This is a genomic window from Pseudomonas sp. NPDC087358 (genome assembly GCF_044900785.1).
Lineage (GTDB): Bacteria > Pseudomonadota > Gammaproteobacteria > Pseudomonadales > Pseudomonadaceae > Aquipseudomonas.
Window position 1 is genome coordinate 419247 of sequence record NZ_JBJDOA010000006.1, and the last position, 17690, is coordinate 436936.

Annotated in this window: 18 protein-coding genes; 8 read left to right on the top strand and 10 right to left on the bottom strand. The window is 59.7% G+C overall.

The window, feature by feature from the left end:
* Nucleotides 1-92 precede the first annotated feature (92 nt).
* Nucleotides 93-986, top strand: coding sequence for a PA4780 family RIO1-like protein kinase (locus ACI2KS_RS17060; RefSeq protein WP_404622158.1), 894 nt, complete (start codon nt 93-95; stop codon nt 984-986).
* Between the two features lie 82 nt (nt 987-1068).
* Here the strand turns inward: ACI2KS_RS17060 and ACI2KS_RS17065 are convergent, their stop codons facing one another.
* From ACI2KS_RS17065 to ACI2KS_RS17090, 6 genes are all read right to left on the bottom strand, one after another.
* A complete protein-coding gene (locus tag ACI2KS_RS17065; protein ID WP_404622159.1) occupies nt 1069-1914 on the bottom strand; it encodes a hypothetical protein in 846 nt (281 codons plus the stop codon).
* Between the two features lie 64 nt (nt 1915-1978).
* Nucleotides 1979-2437 (bottom strand): DUF2599 domain-containing protein, encoded by a 459-nt coding sequence (locus ACI2KS_RS17070; protein ID WP_404622160.1) that lies wholly within the window; start codon nt 2435-2437, stop codon nt 1979-1981.
* A gap of 295 nt (nt 2438-2732) precedes the next feature.
* Nucleotides 2733-3149: a Cu(I)-responsive transcriptional regulator gene (gene cueR, locus ACI2KS_RS17075; RefSeq protein ID WP_404622161.1), complete on the bottom strand. Its 417-nt coding sequence runs from the start codon at nt 3147-3149 to the stop codon at nt 2733-2735.
* A complete protein-coding gene (locus tag ACI2KS_RS17080; RefSeq protein WP_404622162.1) occupies nt 3146-5344 on the bottom strand; it encodes a heavy metal translocating P-type ATPase in 2199 nt (732 codons plus the stop codon). Before ACI2KS_RS17080 ends, cueR begins: the two co-directional genes overlap by 4 nt.
* A gap of 206 nt (nt 5345-5550) precedes the next feature.
* Complete coding sequence (locus tag ACI2KS_RS17085; RefSeq protein WP_404622163.1) at nt 5551-5763, bottom strand: DUF6124 family protein; 213 nt, start codon at nt 5761-5763, stop codon at nt 5551-5553.
* A gap of 1251 nt (nt 5764-7014) precedes the next feature.
* The gene (locus tag ACI2KS_RS17090) at nt 7015-7395 is read right to left on the bottom strand and encodes a hypothetical protein (RefSeq protein ID WP_404622164.1); all 381 of its coding nucleotides are present in this window, start codon (nt 7393-7395) and stop codon (nt 7015-7017) included.
* 155 nt (nt 7396-7550) lie between these two features.
* Between ACI2KS_RS17090 and ACI2KS_RS17095 the strand changes: the two genes are divergently transcribed.
* Nucleotides 7551-7748 carry a heavy-metal-associated domain-containing protein gene (locus ACI2KS_RS17095; protein ID WP_404622165.1) on the top strand — a complete coding sequence of 66 codons (198 nt, stop codon included), beginning with the start codon at nt 7551-7553 and terminating at the stop codon, nt 7746-7748.
* A 192-nt stretch (nt 7749-7940) separates the two neighbouring features.
* Here the strand turns inward: ACI2KS_RS17095 and ACI2KS_RS17100 are convergent, their stop codons facing one another.
* Both ACI2KS_RS17100 and ACI2KS_RS17105 read right to left on the bottom strand, forming a co-directional pair.
* Nucleotides 7941-9800, bottom strand: a complete 1860-nt coding sequence (locus ACI2KS_RS17100; protein ID WP_404622166.1) for a DUF4105 domain-containing protein — start codon at nt 9798-9800, stop codon at nt 7941-7943.
* Nucleotides 9801-9875: 75 nt separating this feature from the next.
* Entirely contained in the window at nt 9876-10364 is a 489-nt protein-coding gene (locus ACI2KS_RS17105; protein WP_404622167.1) for a DUF3015 domain-containing protein, read from the bottom strand.
* 281 nt (nt 10365-10645) lie between these two features.
* Between ACI2KS_RS17105 and ACI2KS_RS17110 the strand changes: the two genes are divergently transcribed.
* From ACI2KS_RS17110 to ACI2KS_RS17130, 5 genes are all read left to right on the top strand, one after another.
* Nucleotides 10646-13078, top strand: coding sequence for a Lon protease family protein (locus tag ACI2KS_RS17110; RefSeq protein WP_404622168.1), 2433 nt, complete (start codon nt 10646-10648; stop codon nt 13076-13078).
* Between the two features lie 185 nt (nt 13079-13263).
* Nucleotides 13264-13596: a hypothetical protein gene (locus ACI2KS_RS17115; protein WP_404622169.1), complete on the top strand. Its 333-nt coding sequence runs from the start codon at nt 13264-13266 to the stop codon at nt 13594-13596.
* Between the two features lie 181 nt (nt 13597-13777).
* On the top strand, nt 13778-14266 hold the full coding sequence (locus ACI2KS_RS17120) for a TIGR00645 family protein (protein ID WP_404622170.1): 489 nt from the start codon (nt 13778-13780) through the stop codon (nt 14264-14266).
* A 208-nt stretch (nt 14267-14474) separates the two neighbouring features.
* Nucleotides 14475-14780 (top strand): DUF6482 family protein, encoded by a 306-nt coding sequence (locus ACI2KS_RS17125; RefSeq protein ID WP_404622171.1) that lies wholly within the window; start codon nt 14475-14477, stop codon nt 14778-14780.
* 85 nt (nt 14781-14865) lie between these two features.
* On the top strand, nt 14866-15483 hold the full coding sequence (locus ACI2KS_RS17130) for an FKBP-type peptidyl-prolyl cis-trans isomerase (RefSeq protein WP_404622172.1): 618 nt from the start codon (nt 14866-14868) through the stop codon (nt 15481-15483).
* A gap of 93 nt (nt 15484-15576) precedes the next feature.
* Here ACI2KS_RS17130 and ACI2KS_RS17135 read toward each other — a convergent pair whose 3' ends face one another.
* Complete coding sequence (locus tag ACI2KS_RS17135) at nt 15577-15819, bottom strand: hypothetical protein (protein WP_404622173.1); 243 nt, start codon at nt 15817-15819, stop codon at nt 15577-15579.
* Between the two features lie 437 nt (nt 15820-16256).
* Nucleotides 16257-17225 carry a polyprenyl synthetase family protein gene (locus ACI2KS_RS17140; protein ID WP_404622174.1) on the bottom strand — a complete coding sequence of 323 codons (969 nt, stop codon included), beginning with the start codon at nt 17223-17225 and terminating at the stop codon, nt 16257-16259.
* Between the two features lie 240 nt (nt 17226-17465).
* On the opposite strand from ACI2KS_RS17140, the gene rplU reads away from it, so the two are divergent.
* On the top strand, nt 17466-17690 hold a 225-nt coding region (rplU, locus tag ACI2KS_RS17145; RefSeq protein ID WP_404622175.1), incomplete at its 3' end, for a 50S ribosomal protein L21.

Consider the following 17690-nt stretch of genomic DNA (forward strand, 5'->3'; position numbering starts at 1 on the left):
GAATCCATATCCCCTCTACTCGCTGGCGGTGGATTGCCGTATAACGAGCAACAATCGCGTGTTCGGCCACGAAGGACCCACAATAAAAGCTGATGAAGACTCCAAAACGCATTGAACCCCTGATCGAAGACGGTCTGGTAGACGAGGTGCTGCGCCCGCTCATGAGTGGCAAAGAGGCAGCTGTTTATGTGGTGCGCTGTGGCCAAGAGCTGCGGTGCGCGAAGGTTTACAAGGAGGCAAACAAACGCAGTTTCCGTCAGGCAGCGGAGTATCAGGAGGGGCGTAAGGTCCGCAACAGTCGTCAGGCTCGCGCCATGGCCAAGGGTTCCAAATTCGGCCGCAAGGAAACCGAAGACGCCTGGCAGAACGCCGAAGTGGCTGCCTTGTTCCGCTTGGCCAGTGCGGGTGTCAGGGTCCCCAAGCCGTTCGACTTCCTCGAAGGCGTGCTGCTGATGGAGATGGTCTGCGATGAATACGGCGATGCAGCACCGCGTCTGAACGACGTGTCGCTGGACCCCGATCAGGCCCGCGAATATCACGCGTTCCTGATTCAGCAGATCGTGCTGATGTTGTGTACCGGTCTGGTGCACGGTGACCTTTCCGAGTTCAACGTGCTGCTGTCGCCGGATGGCCCGGTGATCATCGACCTGCCCCAGGCGGTGGATGCGGCGGGCAACAACCACGCGTTCAGCATGCTTGAACGGGATGTCGGCAACATGGCGTCCTACTTCGGCCGCTTTGCGCCGGAGTTGAAGCAGACGCGCTTCGCGCGGGAGATGTGGTCCTATTTCGAGGCCGGCACGCTCTCGCCAGCGACTGTGCTGACGGGCGAGTTCGCGGACCCTGACGATGTCGCGGACGTGAACAGCGTGTTGCGCGAGATCGAGGCCGCGCAGCGGGACGAAGCGCGGCGCCAGGCGGCGAAGACTGCAGATGACGCTCCGCCGAACAAGACCGAGGAACCGCCTCCGCCCTGGATGCAGTGAACGGTTGCACAGAAACCCGGCCCAGGCCGGGTTTCTTGCCTTTTGCTTTGTGCATTGATCCTTGGGCTTTTGCAGCCAACGCTCACGGCAGTCTGTAACGAAGCAGCTGGGAGAAACGATAGTCCTTGCCGGGAGTCAGTCTGAGACTCCAGTTGAATAAAACGTCTCTGCCGCGGTTCTGCGCAAGCCACTGTGGATCGATCGGGAAGTTAAGGTAGTCGGCCGCGCCAAATGGCTGTGACTCCGGTGACCACTCGGTCAGGCCGATACATCTGACCTTCGCCGTGGTCTCGGCATTGAATTCATCCTGCCGGTTCACTCTGAGGTTGTTGGCCCCGCGGTTGATTGTCGGAGCGTCTATGAAGAAATCGTTTCCAACAACGCTCAGTGTGAGTTCTTCCGAGGTTTGCGTGACATTTCCGGGTGGGCGTTTGACCGTGTACCAGATGGTCGCATGGGTACGAATGACATCAATCACTTCATACTTGGAAATGACAAAGGGCTCGAGCGTGGGCGGTGAGACAACGGTCTGGATCTCTGTACTGAATTTGAAGTCTCGCCCTTTCCAGTGGACCTTCACGGTGTCGTCTTTCTTCATGTTGTAATTCGGAACAACAACATGGACGTCGCGATTGACCAGATAGTAATTCATGCTCTGGTTATTACCGTCCGCCGGTGGGGCCTCCGCGACAGTGGGATGCTTGAGGTCTAGCTGCTGTTCGGCAACCGTGATATTCCAGGCCGTGGAGAATTCCGCGCCTGAAGCGGCAGTCAACGCATAAGTGCCAGGCGACAGCGGCTCAGAGGTGGTGAATGTCCAGGAGTTTCCCGTCACGTCGGCAAACCCCAAGCGGTTTCTGCCGTCCCATATCTCGACGACCGGAGTGCCTGGCACCTGAGCAGCGTCGAGTTGATTGTCCGTTTTCATCGTGAGTTCCTTTCAATACGAGTGAGTGGCGCGCGCTTATCGCGATCGGCACCGGCGTGCACGGTCAGTGAAACGGCTGATCAGGCGCAGGCGTCGTGGCATTGCATCTCTGTGCAACGGTTTCGGTCTGGCCTACGAAAGGCCGCCAGGGTTCGAGATTCCATTGGTCTTTAGTTTTGGCTATCAACATGTGGCAGGTGAGTTGATTGATCATGCCCCGGTCATTTCTCCAGTAAGGGCTACCCGCAAATTTTTTGACTATCTCAAAGAACATATACGCGGTCTGGGAGGAGTCTATGGATCGGGAGCATTCTGACGGAGTAAGGGACAACGTCCACTCGTAATCTCGGTAGACCCAGGCACCACGATCAACATAGGTCGCGCATACGGGTTGGGTGTCTTTGGCTGATTCTCTGGCGGCTGGGGCATTACTCACCGCAAACGCACCGGTCGATGTCAGCAACGCTGTCAGCAGGGGTAAAAGTGTATGTCTGCTCATTGGCCCGTCCTTGGCTTCATGCATTACTGATAAACGCTTGGTAAGGAATTTATAGTGCGGTTGTTGGTGGCCTGCCAAGAAAAAAATATGATTATTTGCTCTCGGGCTTATTCGCTATAAAGATTCATTTCTGTTATTTCAAATCGGTATGAACAGCTGTCATTTCTGACAGTGGTCGGCGTCGCTTATTTATATTTGAATAGACGCGCGCGAGTGGTTCATGAAGGACTTCAGAGTCTGATATGTATGGGTAGGCAACTTATGACTCGATCATAAGTTGTGTATGATTTTCTATTGAGTCCTGTGCGCGCGGCGTTCTCTACTTCGGCTGCTTCGACGCACAACATTCACCCGACTCCAGATTCTTCAATATCGGACAGTCGGGTCGGTGATCGCCTTGGCAGTGCTCCACCAAATCCTGCAACGTATCCCTAAGGCCCGCCAACTCTTCGATCTTCTGATTCAGCTCGACGATGTGCTGACGCGCGAGGGCTTTGACATCGGCGCTGGCTCTTTCCCGGTCTTGCCAGAGCGTCAGCAATTTGCCGACTTCTTCCAATGAAAACCCCAGGTCGCGCGAGCGTTTGATGAAGGCCAGCGTATGCAGGTCGTCCTTGCCATACAGCCGATAACCACTGTCGGTGCGCGTGGCGGCCTGTAGCAAACCAATGGACTCGTAATAGCGGATCATCTTGGCGCTCAGGCCACTGTTTTTGGCGGCTTGGCCGATGTTCATGGCGCGTCTCCTATGTCCGCAGGCTTCCAGGTCTTAAGCAAAAGGGCGTTGCTGACCACGCTTACGCTGGAGAGCGCCATGGCCGCGCCTGCCAGCACCGGGTTGAGCAGGCCGAAGGCGGCCAGCGGGATGCCGATCAGGTTGTAAACGAAAGCCCAAAACAGGTTCTGACGGATCTTGGCGTAGGTCCTGCGGCTGATGTCCAGCGCGGCAGGAATCAATCGTGGATCGCCGCGCATCAGAGTGATACCGGCCGCATGCATGGCCACGTCGGTGCCGCCGCCCATGGCGATACCGATGTCGGCCGCCGCCAGGGCCGGGGCGTCGTTGATGCCATCGCCGACCATGGCCACCACAGCGGTTTTTTTCAGGGCGATCACCGTGGCGGCTTTGTCCGCAGGCAGGACTTCTGCATGCACGTCCTCGATGCCCAACGCCTGGGCCACGACCCTGGCGCTGCCGCGATTGTCGCCGGTCAGCAGGTGGCTGCTGATATGCCGCGCCGTCAATTGCTCGATGGCTTGCGCTGCGTCGGGTTTGAGCGTGTCGCCGAACGCGAACAACCCCAGTACGCGCCGTTGCGGGCTCAGCTCGATCAACCAGGACAAGGTGCGGCCCTCTGCCTCCCACTGCTGTGCGGTATCGCCCAGCGTGGCGCTGTCGAGCTGGCTTTCCTGCACCAGGCGCATGTTGCCCAGGGCCAGATCGCGGCCATGCAGCGTGCCGGCAATCCCACGCCCGGCCAGCGAGCGGCTCTGGGTGATGTCTTCGGTCCGCAGCTTTCGTTCGCTGCAGACGTCCAGCACCGCCCTGGCCAACGGATGTTCGCTGCCGCGCTGCAATGCACCGGCCAGTTGCACAAGGGCATTCTCGTCGCCATCGAGCGCGATCATGTGGGCGATGCGCGGTGTCCCCGAGGTCAGGGTGCCGGTTTTGTCGAAGACCACCGTGGTGACTTCATGGGCCCGTTCCAGTGCTTCGGCGTCCTTGATCAGAATGCCGTGGCGGGCAGCGACCCCGGTGCCGGCCATGATCGCCGTGGGTGTTGCCAGGCCCAGTGCACAAGGGCAGGCGATGACCAGCACCGCCACGGCGTTGATCAGCGCAGCTTGCGCCGATGCGCCGGCCAGCAGCCAACCAATCAGGGTCACGACAGCGATCAGCAAAACCACTGGGACGAACACCTGACTCACTGTGTCCACCAGCTTCTGGATTGGCGCCTTGGCCGATTGTGCGTCCTCGACCAGCCGGATGATGCGCGCCAGTACGGTCTCCGCGCCCAATGCCTGGGTGCTGACCAGCAGACGACCTTCGCCGTTGATGGCGCCGCCCGCGACCTTGTCGCCTGGCTGTTTGGCAATCGGCAGGCTCTCCCCGCTGATCAGGGCTTCGTCGGCATGGCTCTGACCTTCGATAACCTCACCGTCCACCGGGAAACGTTCGCCGGGTTTGACCACCACCTGATCGCCCAGCTTCAACGCGCTGATCGCCACATCATGCTCCTGGCCGTCGATGATTTGAATGGCGCGTTCCGGGCGCAGGGCTTCCAGCGCGCGAATCGCACTGGCGGTCTGGCGTTTGGCACTGCTTTCCAGGTACTTGCCCAGCAGTACCAGGGCGATCACCACTGCCGATGCTTCGAAGTACAGGTGCGGCATGCTGCCGGGAGCGGCGGCCAGCCATTGGTAGATACTCAAGCCGTAACCGGCGCTGGTACCCAAGGCGACCAGCAGGTCCATGTTGCCCGCTGCGGCGCGCAGCGCTTTCCAGGCGGCCACGTAGAATCGCGCGCCGAGAAAAAATTGCACCGGTGTCGCCAGCAGAAACTGCACCCAGGCCGGCAACATCCAATGCACGCCCAAGGGTTGCAGCAGCATCGGCAGGACCAGCGGCAACGCCAGAACAATTGCCAGAACAAGACGCCAGCGTTCGCCGTCGTGACGTTTGCGTTGGTCAGCCTGTTGCAGGGCCGGGTCCTGCTCAAGGCTCGCTCCGTATCCTGCCTTGTCGACTGCTGCGATCAGGCTGGCGGGGTCAATAGGCTCCAGCACCTGGACATGGGCGCGCTCATTGGCCAGGTTGACGGTAGCGGTTTTCACACCCGGAACTTTGCGCAGCGCGCGCTCGACCCGACCGGCACAACTGGCGCAGGTCATGCCGGTAATCGGCAAGTCGAATGTGTCGAGACTGGGCATTGGGGGCACTCCTTGAAAGCTATTGCCGGCAAGGATCAACCTTGCCACGTTGGCAAGGTCAAGTGTCGATTTCTGGAAAGTTTCAGGTGCGTGACCGCCCGTCAGCTGTAGGAGGGCGCCTGCCCGCGAACGCCTTGTCGGCAGGCGAGGCATCGCGAGCAAGCTCACTCCTACAGGTCGTCGGGGGCCGGGTTAATCGTGGGTTGTCAGCGTATGTCGATCTGATCCAGCGATCGGTCAACCACGGCTCTGGCCATGTCGATCAGGTGAACGACGGAGAAGGCCAGGTCGCGTTTGACGCCGGTGAGGTTCTCGGCGCTTTCGCACGCCGACGCAGTGGCGCACCGCAACAGGCCGGAGACGTGGGCCAGGGATTCTTCGAGGGATTTGTCGGGTGGGTCGGGGGTGATTTTTTTCATTTTCGCTCTACGGAGTTGGGGCCACGAGCCATCCGCTGCTAAACGAATGAAGGTGGCGGCTTTGACACGGGTTAGCAGACCGGGACCGTAGAGCCAAACCCGGCGCACCCGAAGGTGCCCCGCGCAAAGCCACCATAAAGGTGGTATCGCATGGCTCGAAACGGTTATCAGGCTGCTAAACCCGGCCGCTGATTTTCAGCGACCGACGCAGCCTAGACATCGAAATTTCAGAGCACAAGCGGGTGGGAGTTTCTAGGAAATGTCGTTCGCAAGAAAGAGAGGGGTCTGTCAGAAAGGGGCTACAAAGCCGCAGATGTGTTGCAGGAAATGGCCGGCATTCACAACGATATTCCTCTAGTCAAGCCCGGAGCAGATCCTGAGTACAGCGCGATACGTGTAGGCGCCGGCTGATCGTTCCCACGCTCCGCGTGGTAACGCCGACATCGACGCTCTGCGTCCGGTTTGTGGCTGACGCGGAGCGTCAGGGGGATGCATTCCCACGCAGAGCGTGGGAACGATCGAATAAGTCTTGATTTGCTGATCGTTCCCACGCTCCGCGTGGTAACGCCGATATCGACGCTCTGCGTCCGGCTTGTGGCTGACGCGGAGCGTCAGGGGGATGCATTCCCACGCAGAGCGTGGGAACGATCGAACGAGTCTTGATTTGCTGATCGTTCCCACGCTCCGCGTGGTAACGCCGACATCGACGCTCTGCGTCTGGCTTGTGGTTGACGCGGAGCGTCAGGGGGATGCATTCCCACGCAGAGCGTGGGAACGATCGAACGAGTCTTGATTTGCTGATCGTTCCCACGCTCCGCGTGGTAACGCCGACATCGACGCTCTGCGTCTGGCTTGTGGTTGACGCGGAGCGTCAGGGGGATGCATTCCCACGCAGAGCGTGGGAACGATCGAACGAGTCTTGATTTGCTGATCGTTCCCACGCTCCGCGTGGTAACGCCGGCATCGACGCTCTGCGTCCGGCTTGTAGCTGAGGCGGAGCGTCAGGGGGATGCATTCCCACGCAGAGCGTGGGAACGATCGAATAAGTCTTGATTTGCTGATCGTTCCCACGCTCCGCGTGGTAACGCCGACATCGACGCTCTGCGTCTGGCTTGTGGTTGACGCGGAGCGTCAGGGGGATGCATTCCCACGCAGAGCGTGGGAACGATCGAGCAAGCCTTGATCACAGCACGGCACATGTAGGTGTTTGGCGACGGCTACCTGCACTGTGCCGCCAGCGCTACGAGCCGATCAGTAATTCAGATCGGCTCTTTTCAGGTAGATGCCGTTCGGCCCGGTGGCGATGCGGTACTTGAGCACATCGCCAGCATTGATGTGCAGCCGCGTGTTGTTCTGGGCTTCGATGCCCGGCGAGCAACCGGGGGTCTGCGTCGGCAGTACCCGCAGGCGTACGGACACGTCGCCCGCCGGCAGGTTGAAGGAGCGAGACTCTTCCTGGAACAGTCGGCCGACCAGCTGATCCTGCATGAAAATGCCGATCTCGCAGGGCGTAGCGACCTCCAGCCGTTCGCGGGAAATGATGAGTACGCCGTAGTCCTGATCGGCCTGAGCCCAGGATGCGGAAGCCAGCAGGCCAATGAAACCTGCGATGCGAAAGGCTGACCAGCGCATTGCCGATTCTCCTGATGTGACGTTGATGAAACACTTTGGCTCAGCGCTGCGACGAATACCAGCCCGGCCGTTCGAAGAGAAACTTGACCTTGCCATGGGGGGAAGGTGTCACATGGCGACATTCAACGTTTTTCAACCCATGAAGAGGTCTTCACATGCAAGTATTCAACGTTCAAGGCATGACCTGCGGGCACTGCGTCCGTGCCGTGACACACGCCATCAAGGGCGAAGACCCGGCGGCGGACGTGCAGATCGATCTGGCCAAGGGTGAAGTCCGCGTGCAGAGCCAGTTGGCTGCCGAGCAGGTGGTCGGATTGATCGAGGAGGAGGGATACAGCGTCAAGGCGCTGTGATCAGACCTGCTTCTGCCCGAAGGGCGTGGGAGCCTGGCTTGCCGGCGATCTGCCGGGAACCGGCAGCAAACCCTGCGATGTCAGTAAGCCTGACACGCCCAAGATGAATGCCTTCGCTGCCAGTGCCTGGCAGATCGCTGGCAAGCCGAGCTCCCACGGCCTTCGGCCAGAATCAACAGCAGGTATGTACGATCAATAGTGATACCACTTCAACTCCAGCATCACTTCGTTGACCGGCGAGGTCAGTTGGCTGAACTCGCGCTGGGCACTGAGCCGCAGCCCCAGGTTGCGCGACAGCTCCCACTGTTGATTCAGGCTGATATTGCGGCGCACCTCACCGTTGGTGAAGTAATCGCCCTTGGTCTCCAGGCTGAAGTTGCCCAGCGGGTTGCGCCAGAGCACCCCGGTATCGAAACCGGCAGCCGGTGAGACCAGTGCGTCGAAGTCATTGTTGTGCTCAACCCGCACCGTGCCCAGCGCGAACCCCAGCACATCATCGCCCAGCTTCCAGGTGCCGCCAGCGCCGCCATTGACGTGACTGACCAGGTTCTCGTCGCCATGTTTACCCAGCACCCGCTCCAGCCCGCCGGCCACTTGCCAGGACCACGGCTGCAGCAGCTCGTTGCGCGGTGTCAGTGAGCGAATCGTCGCGAGATCCAGCTGCTGCACCTGCCAACGGCTGTCTTCGTACTGGCGCAGCTTGAGCTGGAGGATCTCGATCTGCGCGCCCAGCGGGAAGCCGTACGCGTTGTCGTTCAGGTCGTGATAAGCCATGCGCAGGCTGTATTCGGCGAACGCTTTGTCATCGCGGGTGCCGGCGCCCAGTTGCCAGGTCCTCGACTCATGGCCGTCTTCGGGCAGGCCCGGCCGCTCGATGTCCAACTCTGGCGGCGGGTTGGTGCTGATGGCGCGCAACAAGTCATAACTGCGTTGCGAGCGCGTGGCGTCGCGCTCTTCTCCGTTGGCCCGATAACGCTCAAGGCGATAGGCGGCATCCTGAATCAACGCGCGGCGATCCTTCGGCAACGCCATGTAGTCCGGGCTCTGCATCTGCTGCTGGTCGGCACTGACCTTCAGTACCCATTGTTGCTCGTCATGGTTCAACGGTTCGGCACGGCTGAGCAGCTCGCGCTCCCTTGAGGGCCGGTAGTCGATTTTCTCCACAAGACCTGCTTCTTTCACGGCGCGCACGGTGTCGGTGGGGATTGCTGTCAGACGAAACTGCGGTGTCAGGTTCAGGCTCGGACGGGCGACCTGCAACAGCTCCAACAGGCGGTAGGAACAGTTTTCGTCAAAGAAGAAATAACCGAAGCGAATCTGTTTGAGTTCCCACACGTGTTCGACCATGCGCCGGGTTTCTTCCGGCGTCAGGTTGAGGCGGTATTCCCACAGGTCACGGTTTTCCAGGCTACGGTATTCGGAGAGTTTTTCCTGGTACGGCACCAGCGCGAACAATCCCGGGTAGCCGCCCATCAAGCCTTTCCAGGCGTACAGAATGCTGTTGTCGGAGCCCTCGATGTAGGCCCCGAAGTTGATCGCATAGCTGAGCAGCGCGGTCTTGTTGGCCTGCACGTCGGCCTGATCGACACGCAGCAGGGTGTGGCCGAACATTGACGACGGGCTGTTCAGATACGCCGCCGGGAAGATCAATACGGTGCTGTCCGGCGCGACGTCGGAGAACCACTTGTTGAACTCCTTGCAGTCCACGGCGGGCAGGTCGCTCAGGTGCAGTTCGTCGCGCAGAAAGCGCGTGCGCGAGGGGTAGACGCATTGTGGATGTGCGTTTTCCTGGCCCTGGACCACAGGCCGATAGATCGCTTCAAGGGTTGCAGCCAGCTCGGCCTTCGGGTCGTGAGCACCGTTGCTGGCAAGGAAGAATTTCGGGTCATCGACATAGCTGCGCCAGCCGCTCAATTTGCCGGCTTCGTAGTGACCTATGGAGATCCATAACCTGGAAAGGGCCAGTTGCTGCAAACGATCATTGTCGACGTGAGGCGAGGCATACAGCGGGGCGCAGACACAGAGCGCCAGCCAGGCAAGGCGTTTGAGCATAGAGTGGCAACTAGTCAGAGGTGGACAGATGGGAGCAGAATCCTGCCTCTCGAGCGAGAGGCAGGCGGGTCGACTTTAAGCCTGGGTTGCGTATTTCGCCAGAGCCGGATCGTTTTTCAGTACGTCGAGGGTGTTGCTGTGGACATCTTCTGCGGTGGCGTCAGCCTTGTTGAAGATCTGCTGGTAGTGATCGTGGGTGACAGCGGCGAAATGCGCACGGTCTTGCGGTGCAACGCCCAGCACGACCGCATAGGTGGTCAGTGCTTCGCCCTGGCCCATGGCCATGTCTTTGGAAAGCTCGTCCATCATGCCGTTCATGGCAATCCAGGATTTGCCGCCGTAGGTCAGCGCGCTGTTGGTGGAGCAGCCGTTGGTGCCGGAGGTCATGCCGAACGTGGCGTTGCCCGAGGTGCCGTTGGTGGTGGATGCGAGGAAGTGAGCCGGAGTGCCACGTTGCCCTTCGAACAGCATGTTGCCCCAGCCGCAGTCCGGGCCGCCTGGCGCTTGAGCCATGGCATTGATGGACACAGCGGCGAAGAGAGTACCAAGAAGAATCCGTTTCATAGCTTTAGTCTCTGTTGTTTCAACCAAGGGTCGGAGCCTGGCCAATGAACGCGCCAGGGAGGGCCGGTTATTCGATTTGTTACCAGCCGCGCAGCTTGGAGTTTAGGCACGATCTGAACGTTCCGTGGTTTATTACTGTTTCTTGGATGTAGTCCACGGCTCCCGGACCCCGTAGGCAAGTTCATGAGGCAGAAAAATATTCCGCGGGTTCTTGCCTTGCCAGTGTGGTGCGGCGAGCGCCAGAATGCCCACATCTGCCCCGCCTGATGTAAGGATGTCCGATGCCCGATCCTGTTGCTGCCAGCTTGCGACTTGCGCCCGAGGCGCTTACCCGTCCCTTTTCCGCTGAACAGTTCAGCTTCACGACAACCAACGATCTGGAACCCTTTCGCGGCGTGCTCGGTCAGGAACGAGCGGTCGAGGCTCTACAGTTCGGGGTCGCCATGCCGCGCCCCGGCTACAACGTGTTCGTCATGGGAGAGCCCGGCACGGGACGTTTCTCCTTCGTCAAGCGCTACCTCAAGGCTGAAGCCAAGCGCATGCAGACCCCCTCCGACTGGGTCTACGTCAACAATTTCGACGAGCCGCGCGAGCCACGCGCAGTGGAGCTGCCACCGGGCAGCGCCAGTTCATTCATCGCAGATATAAACGGACTGATCGACAACCTTTTGTCGACCTTTCCTGCGGTCTTCGAGCATCCGTCCTACCAGCAGAAGAAAAGCGCCATCGATCGCGCGTTCAACCAGCGCTACGACCGCGCGCTGGACGTGATCGAGCGTCTGGCCCTGGAAAAGGACATTGCGCTGTATCGCGACAACACCAACATCGCTTTCACCCCGATGCTCGAAGGCAAGGCGCTGGACGAAGCTGAGTTCTCACAGCTGCCCGAGGCCGACCGTGAACGATTCCATGAGGATATTTCGACTCTGGAAGAGCGCCTCAACGAGGAACTCGCCAGCCTGCCGCAGTGGAAGCGCGAGTCCAACAACCAGATGCGTCAGCTGAATGAAGAAACCATCATTCTGGCGCTGCAGCCGCTGCTGGCACCGTTGTCCGAGCAATATGCCGAGAACGCGGCCGTCTGTGCCTATCTGCAGGCGGTGCAGGTCAATCTGCTGAAAACCGTGGTCGAGCAACTGGTCGACGACAGCAAGACCGACGCCCAGGCGCGCAAGCTGCTCGAAGAACAATACTGCCCCAGTCTTGTGGTCGGCCATTCGGCCAGCGGCGGGGCGCCGGTGGTGTTCGAGCCGCATCCGACCTACGACAATCTGTTCGGTCGCATCGAATACAGCACTGATCAGGGCGCGCTCTACACCACGTATCGGCAGTTGCGTCCGGGGGCCTTTCATCGTGCCAACGGCGGCTTCCTGGTGCTGGAAGCCGAGAAAATGCTCAGCGAGCCGTTCGTGTGGGACGCGCTCAAACGCTCCCTGCAATCGCGCAAACTGAAGATGGAATCGCCGCTCGGCGAGCTTGGACGCATTGCCACGGTCACCCTGACGCCGCAGACCATTGCGCTGCAGGTCAAGGTCATCATCATCGGTGCCCGTTCGCTGTACTACACGCTGCAGGACCTCGATCCGGACTTCCAAGAGATGTTCCGGGTGCTGGTCGACTTCGACGAAGACATCCCCATGGTCGACGAGAGCCTGGAGCAGTTCGCCCAGTTACTCAAGACGCGCACCTCGGAGGAAGGCATGGCCCCGCTGACGGCCGATGCAGTGGCACGTCTCGCGACCTACAGCGCGCGCCTGGCCGAGCACCAGGGGCGTTTGTCGGCGCGCATCGGCGACCTGTTCCAGCTGGTCAGCGAGGCGGATTTCATTCGCAGCCTGGCCAACGACGAACGTACCGATGCCGGCCACATCGAGCGCGCGCTCAAGGCCAAGGCCACGCGCACCGGCCGGGTGTCGGCGCGGATTCTCGACGACATGCTCGCCGGCATCATCCTGATCGACACTGCAGGCGCCGCGGTCGGCAAATGCAACGGTCTGACAGTGCTGGAAGTCGGTGATTCGGCCTTCGGCGTGCCCGCGCGCATTTCCGCCACGGTGTACCCGGGCGGCAGCGGCATCGTCGACATCGAGCGTGAGGTCAACCTCGGTCAGCCGATTCACTCCAAGGGCGTGATGATTCTCACCGGTTACCTGGGCAGCCGCTATGCGCAGGAATTCCCGCTGGCGATTTCCGCCAGCATCGCGCTGGAGCAGTCCTACGGTTACGTGGATGGCGACAGTGCCTCCCTTGGCGAGGTCTGCACACTGATTTCGGCGTTGTCGAAGACGCCGCTCAAGCAGTGCTTCGCGATCACCGGCTCGATCAACCAATTTGGTGAGGTGCAGGCGGTCGGCGGGGTCAACGAGAAGATCGAAGGCTTCTTCCGACTCTGCGAAGCCCGCGGTCTGACCGGTGACCAGGGTGCGATCATCCCGCAAGCCAACGTCGCCACCCTGATGCTCGATGAGCGGGTGTTGCAGGCCGTGCGTGCCGGTCAGTTCCATGTCTACGCCGTGCGTCAGGTAGACGAGGCGCTGAGTCTGCTGGTGGGAGAAGAGGTGGGCGAGGCTGACGAGGAAGGTCAGTTCCCGGAAAACTCGGTCAATGGACGGGTTGTCGACCGTCTTCGCGACATCGCCGAAATGCTCAGCGAAGAGGACCTCAAAGAGCTGGAAAAAGAGGCGCCACAATTACAGCCCGAGCTGAAAAGTTGACTGTTTGACGTCAACTAAACGGGGCGTCTGATGGCAAAATGACCATTCGGCGCCCTTTTTGTTTTCACGCTTTTCTTACAGGGTATTTGTTCGATATTGTCGCGGTGCAGCAGTTGTCAAATGGACTGACGCGTTTCCTTTGCCGTTCCAAGGGAATGAATACTGCAATCGATGAGGAGCTCGCCATGCCGCGCAGCCTCTGTCTTACTCGCCAATGCCTGGGTCTGGTGACCCGTATCGAATGTGTCATTCGCCCGCTGTCTGGCGATAACGGGATGTGGACCTTGCTGTTCGCTGCCGGGATGTCCGGGGAGCAACCTTCCGCGTTGAAGGCGCAAGGGCCGTTTCACGGTCCGGTCGCTGCCGAATCGGTGCTGGATGCGATCGCCGAGAGCCTTGCGCTGCACGGTTATCAGACCGCGCAAGAGATACCGATCTGGAGCGTGCATCTGCAAGGTGAATTGCGACGCCTCAATGGCGATTCGTCTCACGGCCAAAGAACTTCTCCAGCCAACTGACAGGCTCCAGCCCTCGACGAACGCCACCTGTGTTGTCCCTGTTGTTCAGGAGTCGGCGTGGAGTTCGTCGGGCGTTGGAACATGTTTGCTTTCAGTTAATTGTTTCAAGTTTTGTCGCGATGGCTTGTGCGAGCAACCCTTCGCCCTATACTCGCGGGCTTTCAATTATCTGTGAGATTCAATGGAACGTTTTATCGAAAATGCCATGTACGCATCGCGCTGGTTGCTGGCGCCGATCTATTTTGGTCTGTCTCTTGGGTTGCTGGCCCTGGCACTCAAGTTCTTCCAGGAAATCTTCCACGTCATCCCCAATGTCTTTGCGCTGGCTGAATCGGACCTGATTCTGGTGCTGCTGTCGCTGATCGACATGGCGCTGGTCGGTGGTCTGCTGGTCATGGTGATGATCTCCGGTTACGAGAACTTCGTTTCGCAGCTGGACATCGACGAAGACAAGGAAAAGCTCAGTTGGCTGGGCAAGATGGACTCCTCTTCGCTGAAGATGAAAGTCGCCGCGTCTATCGTTGCCATTTCCTCCATTCACCTGCTGCGGGTGTTCATGGACGCCAAGAACATCGAACCCCAATACCTGATGTGGTACGTGATCATTCACATGACTTTCGTGATCTCGGCGTTCGCGATGGGCTATCTGGACAAGCTGACCAAGCATTGAGGCCAGGCGTCCACGCTGTTGATGGTGCTGTCCGGTGGGCGTGGGTGGCCAGCTTGCAGGCAGGCCGCCACAGCTTCGCCAGAAACGGGTCGCGTTGAACAAAAAATGACCAGCGGCAGCGAATCCTCCTTGTAGTCCGGGCAGAGTGGGCAAGACTGATGGATTGATCCACAGATACCCACATCCCGGATCAACCGAGGGTTTACCCATGAATCTGCAGGAACTCAGCGCACACGCCAGCGCAGGCCGCATTGACGAACTCAACCTCATCTCCATGGAGGGCGGCATCTATCTGCTCGAAGCGCGGATGCACGGCGCGGCCCATCCATTGAACGATACCCACGGTAAAACCCTGCATCTGCGCTCGGTCGAGCATGCGCGGGACGTTCTGCAGTCCATCTCGCCCATGCCGTTCAACCTCGTTCACGCGGTGGTTCATGATGAGATGTGCGGCCTGCGTGACGCCGAGGAGCAGACCGTGCGCGTGCCGCTGTCGATACGCTCCGCCTGGTGATGTAGGGGTGTCTGGCCAGATGTGCTAGGCTGCTCGGCCTTTTGGTTCAGGGCGCCCGCGGGCGCTCTTTCAGCGGAGCAGTGTTATGTCCGAAGTCAATCTGTCCACCGACGAAACCCGCGTCAGCTACGGCATTGGCCGCCAGTTGGGCGATCAGCTGCGCGACAACCCGCCGCCGGGCGTCAACCTGGACGCCATCCTGGCCGGTCTGACCGATGCGTTCGGTGGCCAGCCAAGCCGCGTCAACCAGGAAGAAATGGCCGCCAGCTTCAAGGTCATCCGCGACATCATGCAAGCTGAAGCCGCTGCAAAAGCCGAAGCCGCTGCCGGTGCCGGCAAGCAGTACCTGACCGAGAATGCCAAGCGTGAAGGCATCACCACCCTGGAATCGGGTCTGCAGTACGAAGTGATCACCGCAGGCGAAGGCGCGCAGCCTACCCGCGACAGCAACGTACGCACTCACTACCACGGCATGCTGATCGACGGCACCGTGTTCGACAGCTCCTACGATCGCGGCGAGCCAGCCGAATTCCCGGTCGGCGGCGTGATTGCAGGCTGGACCGAAGCGCTGCAACTGATGAAAGCCGGCAGCAAATGGCGTCTACATGTGCCTAGCGAGCTGGCTTACGGCGCTCAAGGCGTGGGCAGCATCCCGCCGCACAGCGTCCTGGTATTCGACGTCGAGCTGCTCGACGTTCTGTAAGGCCTGGCAGCAGCTACAAGCGGCAAGCTTCAAGATTATTGCCGAGTGGACTATTGGCGTTCACTCGGCAATGTCGTATTCATCGATGGCCATTCAGTGCAGTTCACCCGCCGGGCGCAATGCTCGTGCGTAGCAGAACAGAAACAGGTTACGCACCATCTCCTTTTGAATCCCCGGCTCACACGAACTGAGACTGTTCACGTCCAGGTCGCCCTGATCCCGCAGTTCATCCAGCGCCTCTTCCTCCAGCACGGCGCACACCTGCCCGGTCTCGCGATGCAGGATGCGCAGATAGGGGTGCGGCCGGTCCAGCCAGGCATCGATCAGGTAAGTCATGTCGTTCTCCTTGAAAAGTTTCAATGAGAATAATTCTTATCTGGGGAATAGCAAGGATCTATTTGAGATTAATTCGCATTATGGTGATACAGGTCGGGATGTCCTGGAAATCGCTGCCGCCGGCAAGCCGGACGGCTACAGGTTTTTCGTGAAAGGCCGGGGCCGTTGAACGCCACGGTTGTGAGGCTGGGGGTGATGAAGCGCAATAGGTATCAGGCGCGACTTTTCTGTGGGAGCCGCCTTGCTGGCGAATGCGTTATGTCAGGCGATGGAGGGGTCTCTGACCTAACGCTTTCGCCAGCAAGCCGGCTCCTGTTTGGCGGCGTTCTGTGGCCCGTTCAGAGGTGCTCGCCGTTTTTGTAGCAGGTCGGGTTGCCGATGCAGATAACGAAAAAGCCCGTCACATGGACGGGCTTTTCGGTGGGGCGGGGCAGTGATCAGTGCGTGCGGGCTACGGCAAACTCGCTCAGTTCGATCAGCGCATCGCGATACTCGCTGGCCGGCAGTACGTCCAGGCAGGCGATGGCGCGGGCGACATAGTCACGGGCCAGTTGCGCGGTGTAATCCAGCGAGCCCGAGTTCTCCACGGCTTCACGGATGCTGTCGAGGTCTTCCAGGCCGCCTTTCTGAATGGCCTGGCGCACCAGCGCAGCCTGTTCCGGGGTGCCTTCGCGCATCGTGTAGATCAGCGGCAGGGTCGGTTTGCCTTCTGCAAGATCGTCACCGATGTTCTTGCCCATGGTTTCAGCGTCGCCGCGGTAGTCCAGCAGGTCGTCGACCAGTTGGAACGCAACGCCCAGATGATCACCGAAGGTACGCAACGCTTCACTCTGGTCGGGGCTGGCCTTGGCCAATGCCGCGGCGCTGTGAGTCGAGGCTTCGAACAGCATGGCTGTCTTGCCGCGAATCACTTCCATGTAGGTTTCTTCGGTGGTGCTGGCGTCGCGGACTTTCGACAGCTGCAGGACTTCACCCTCGGCGATGACGCGGGTGGCCTTGGACAGAATCTGCATGACCGGCATCGACCCCAGTTCGACCATCATCTCGAACGAGCGCGAATAGAGGAAGTCGCCGACCAGAACGCTGGGGGCGTTGCCCCACATGGCGTTTGCGGTGGAGCGGCCACGACGCATGCCGGACATGTCGACGACGTCGTCGTGCAGCAGCGTCGCGGTGTGCAGGAATTCGATGGTTGCCGCCAGCAGGCGCAGGTCATCGCCGCCGCTGCCCAGTGCCTTGCCGCACAGAAGCACCAGCAGTGGACGCAGGCGTTTGCCGCCGGCGGAGGTAATGTAGTCGCCGATTTTCGAGACCAGCGGCACGCGCGATGTCAGCTGCTTCTTGATAATGTGGTCGACGGCTGTAAAGTCGTCCGCCACAGCGCGGTAGAAGGCTTGGGGTTGCATCAGCGAGACGTGCTCCAGAAGGGTTGCGCGGCATGCTAGGTTGCACGCCACACCCTGTCAAGGCGTGACGTAACGCCGCTTGCAAGGCGTTCGCGGCTTGCGTACAATCGCGCACCCTGAACTTCCTGGGCAGCACCTGCCTTACGCAATTGCAATCGGGCCTTCCAGCCTTATGCAGCCATGCCAGCCAATACCTCTTCCTATAAAGAGCTGGGTGAGCAGGATTATCGGAGAAATACCATGTCTTATGCAGTAATCGTTACTGGCGGCAAGCAATACAAGGTCGCCCCAGGTGAATACCTGAAGATCGAAAAGCTGGAAATCGCTACCGGAGAATCCGTTACTTTTGATCGTGTTCTGTTGGTCGCCAATGGTGACGACGTGAATATCGGCGCTCCAGTTGTTGCAGGCGCTACCGTTGTGGCTGAAGTGATCTCCCAAGGTCGTCACGATAAAGTCCGCATC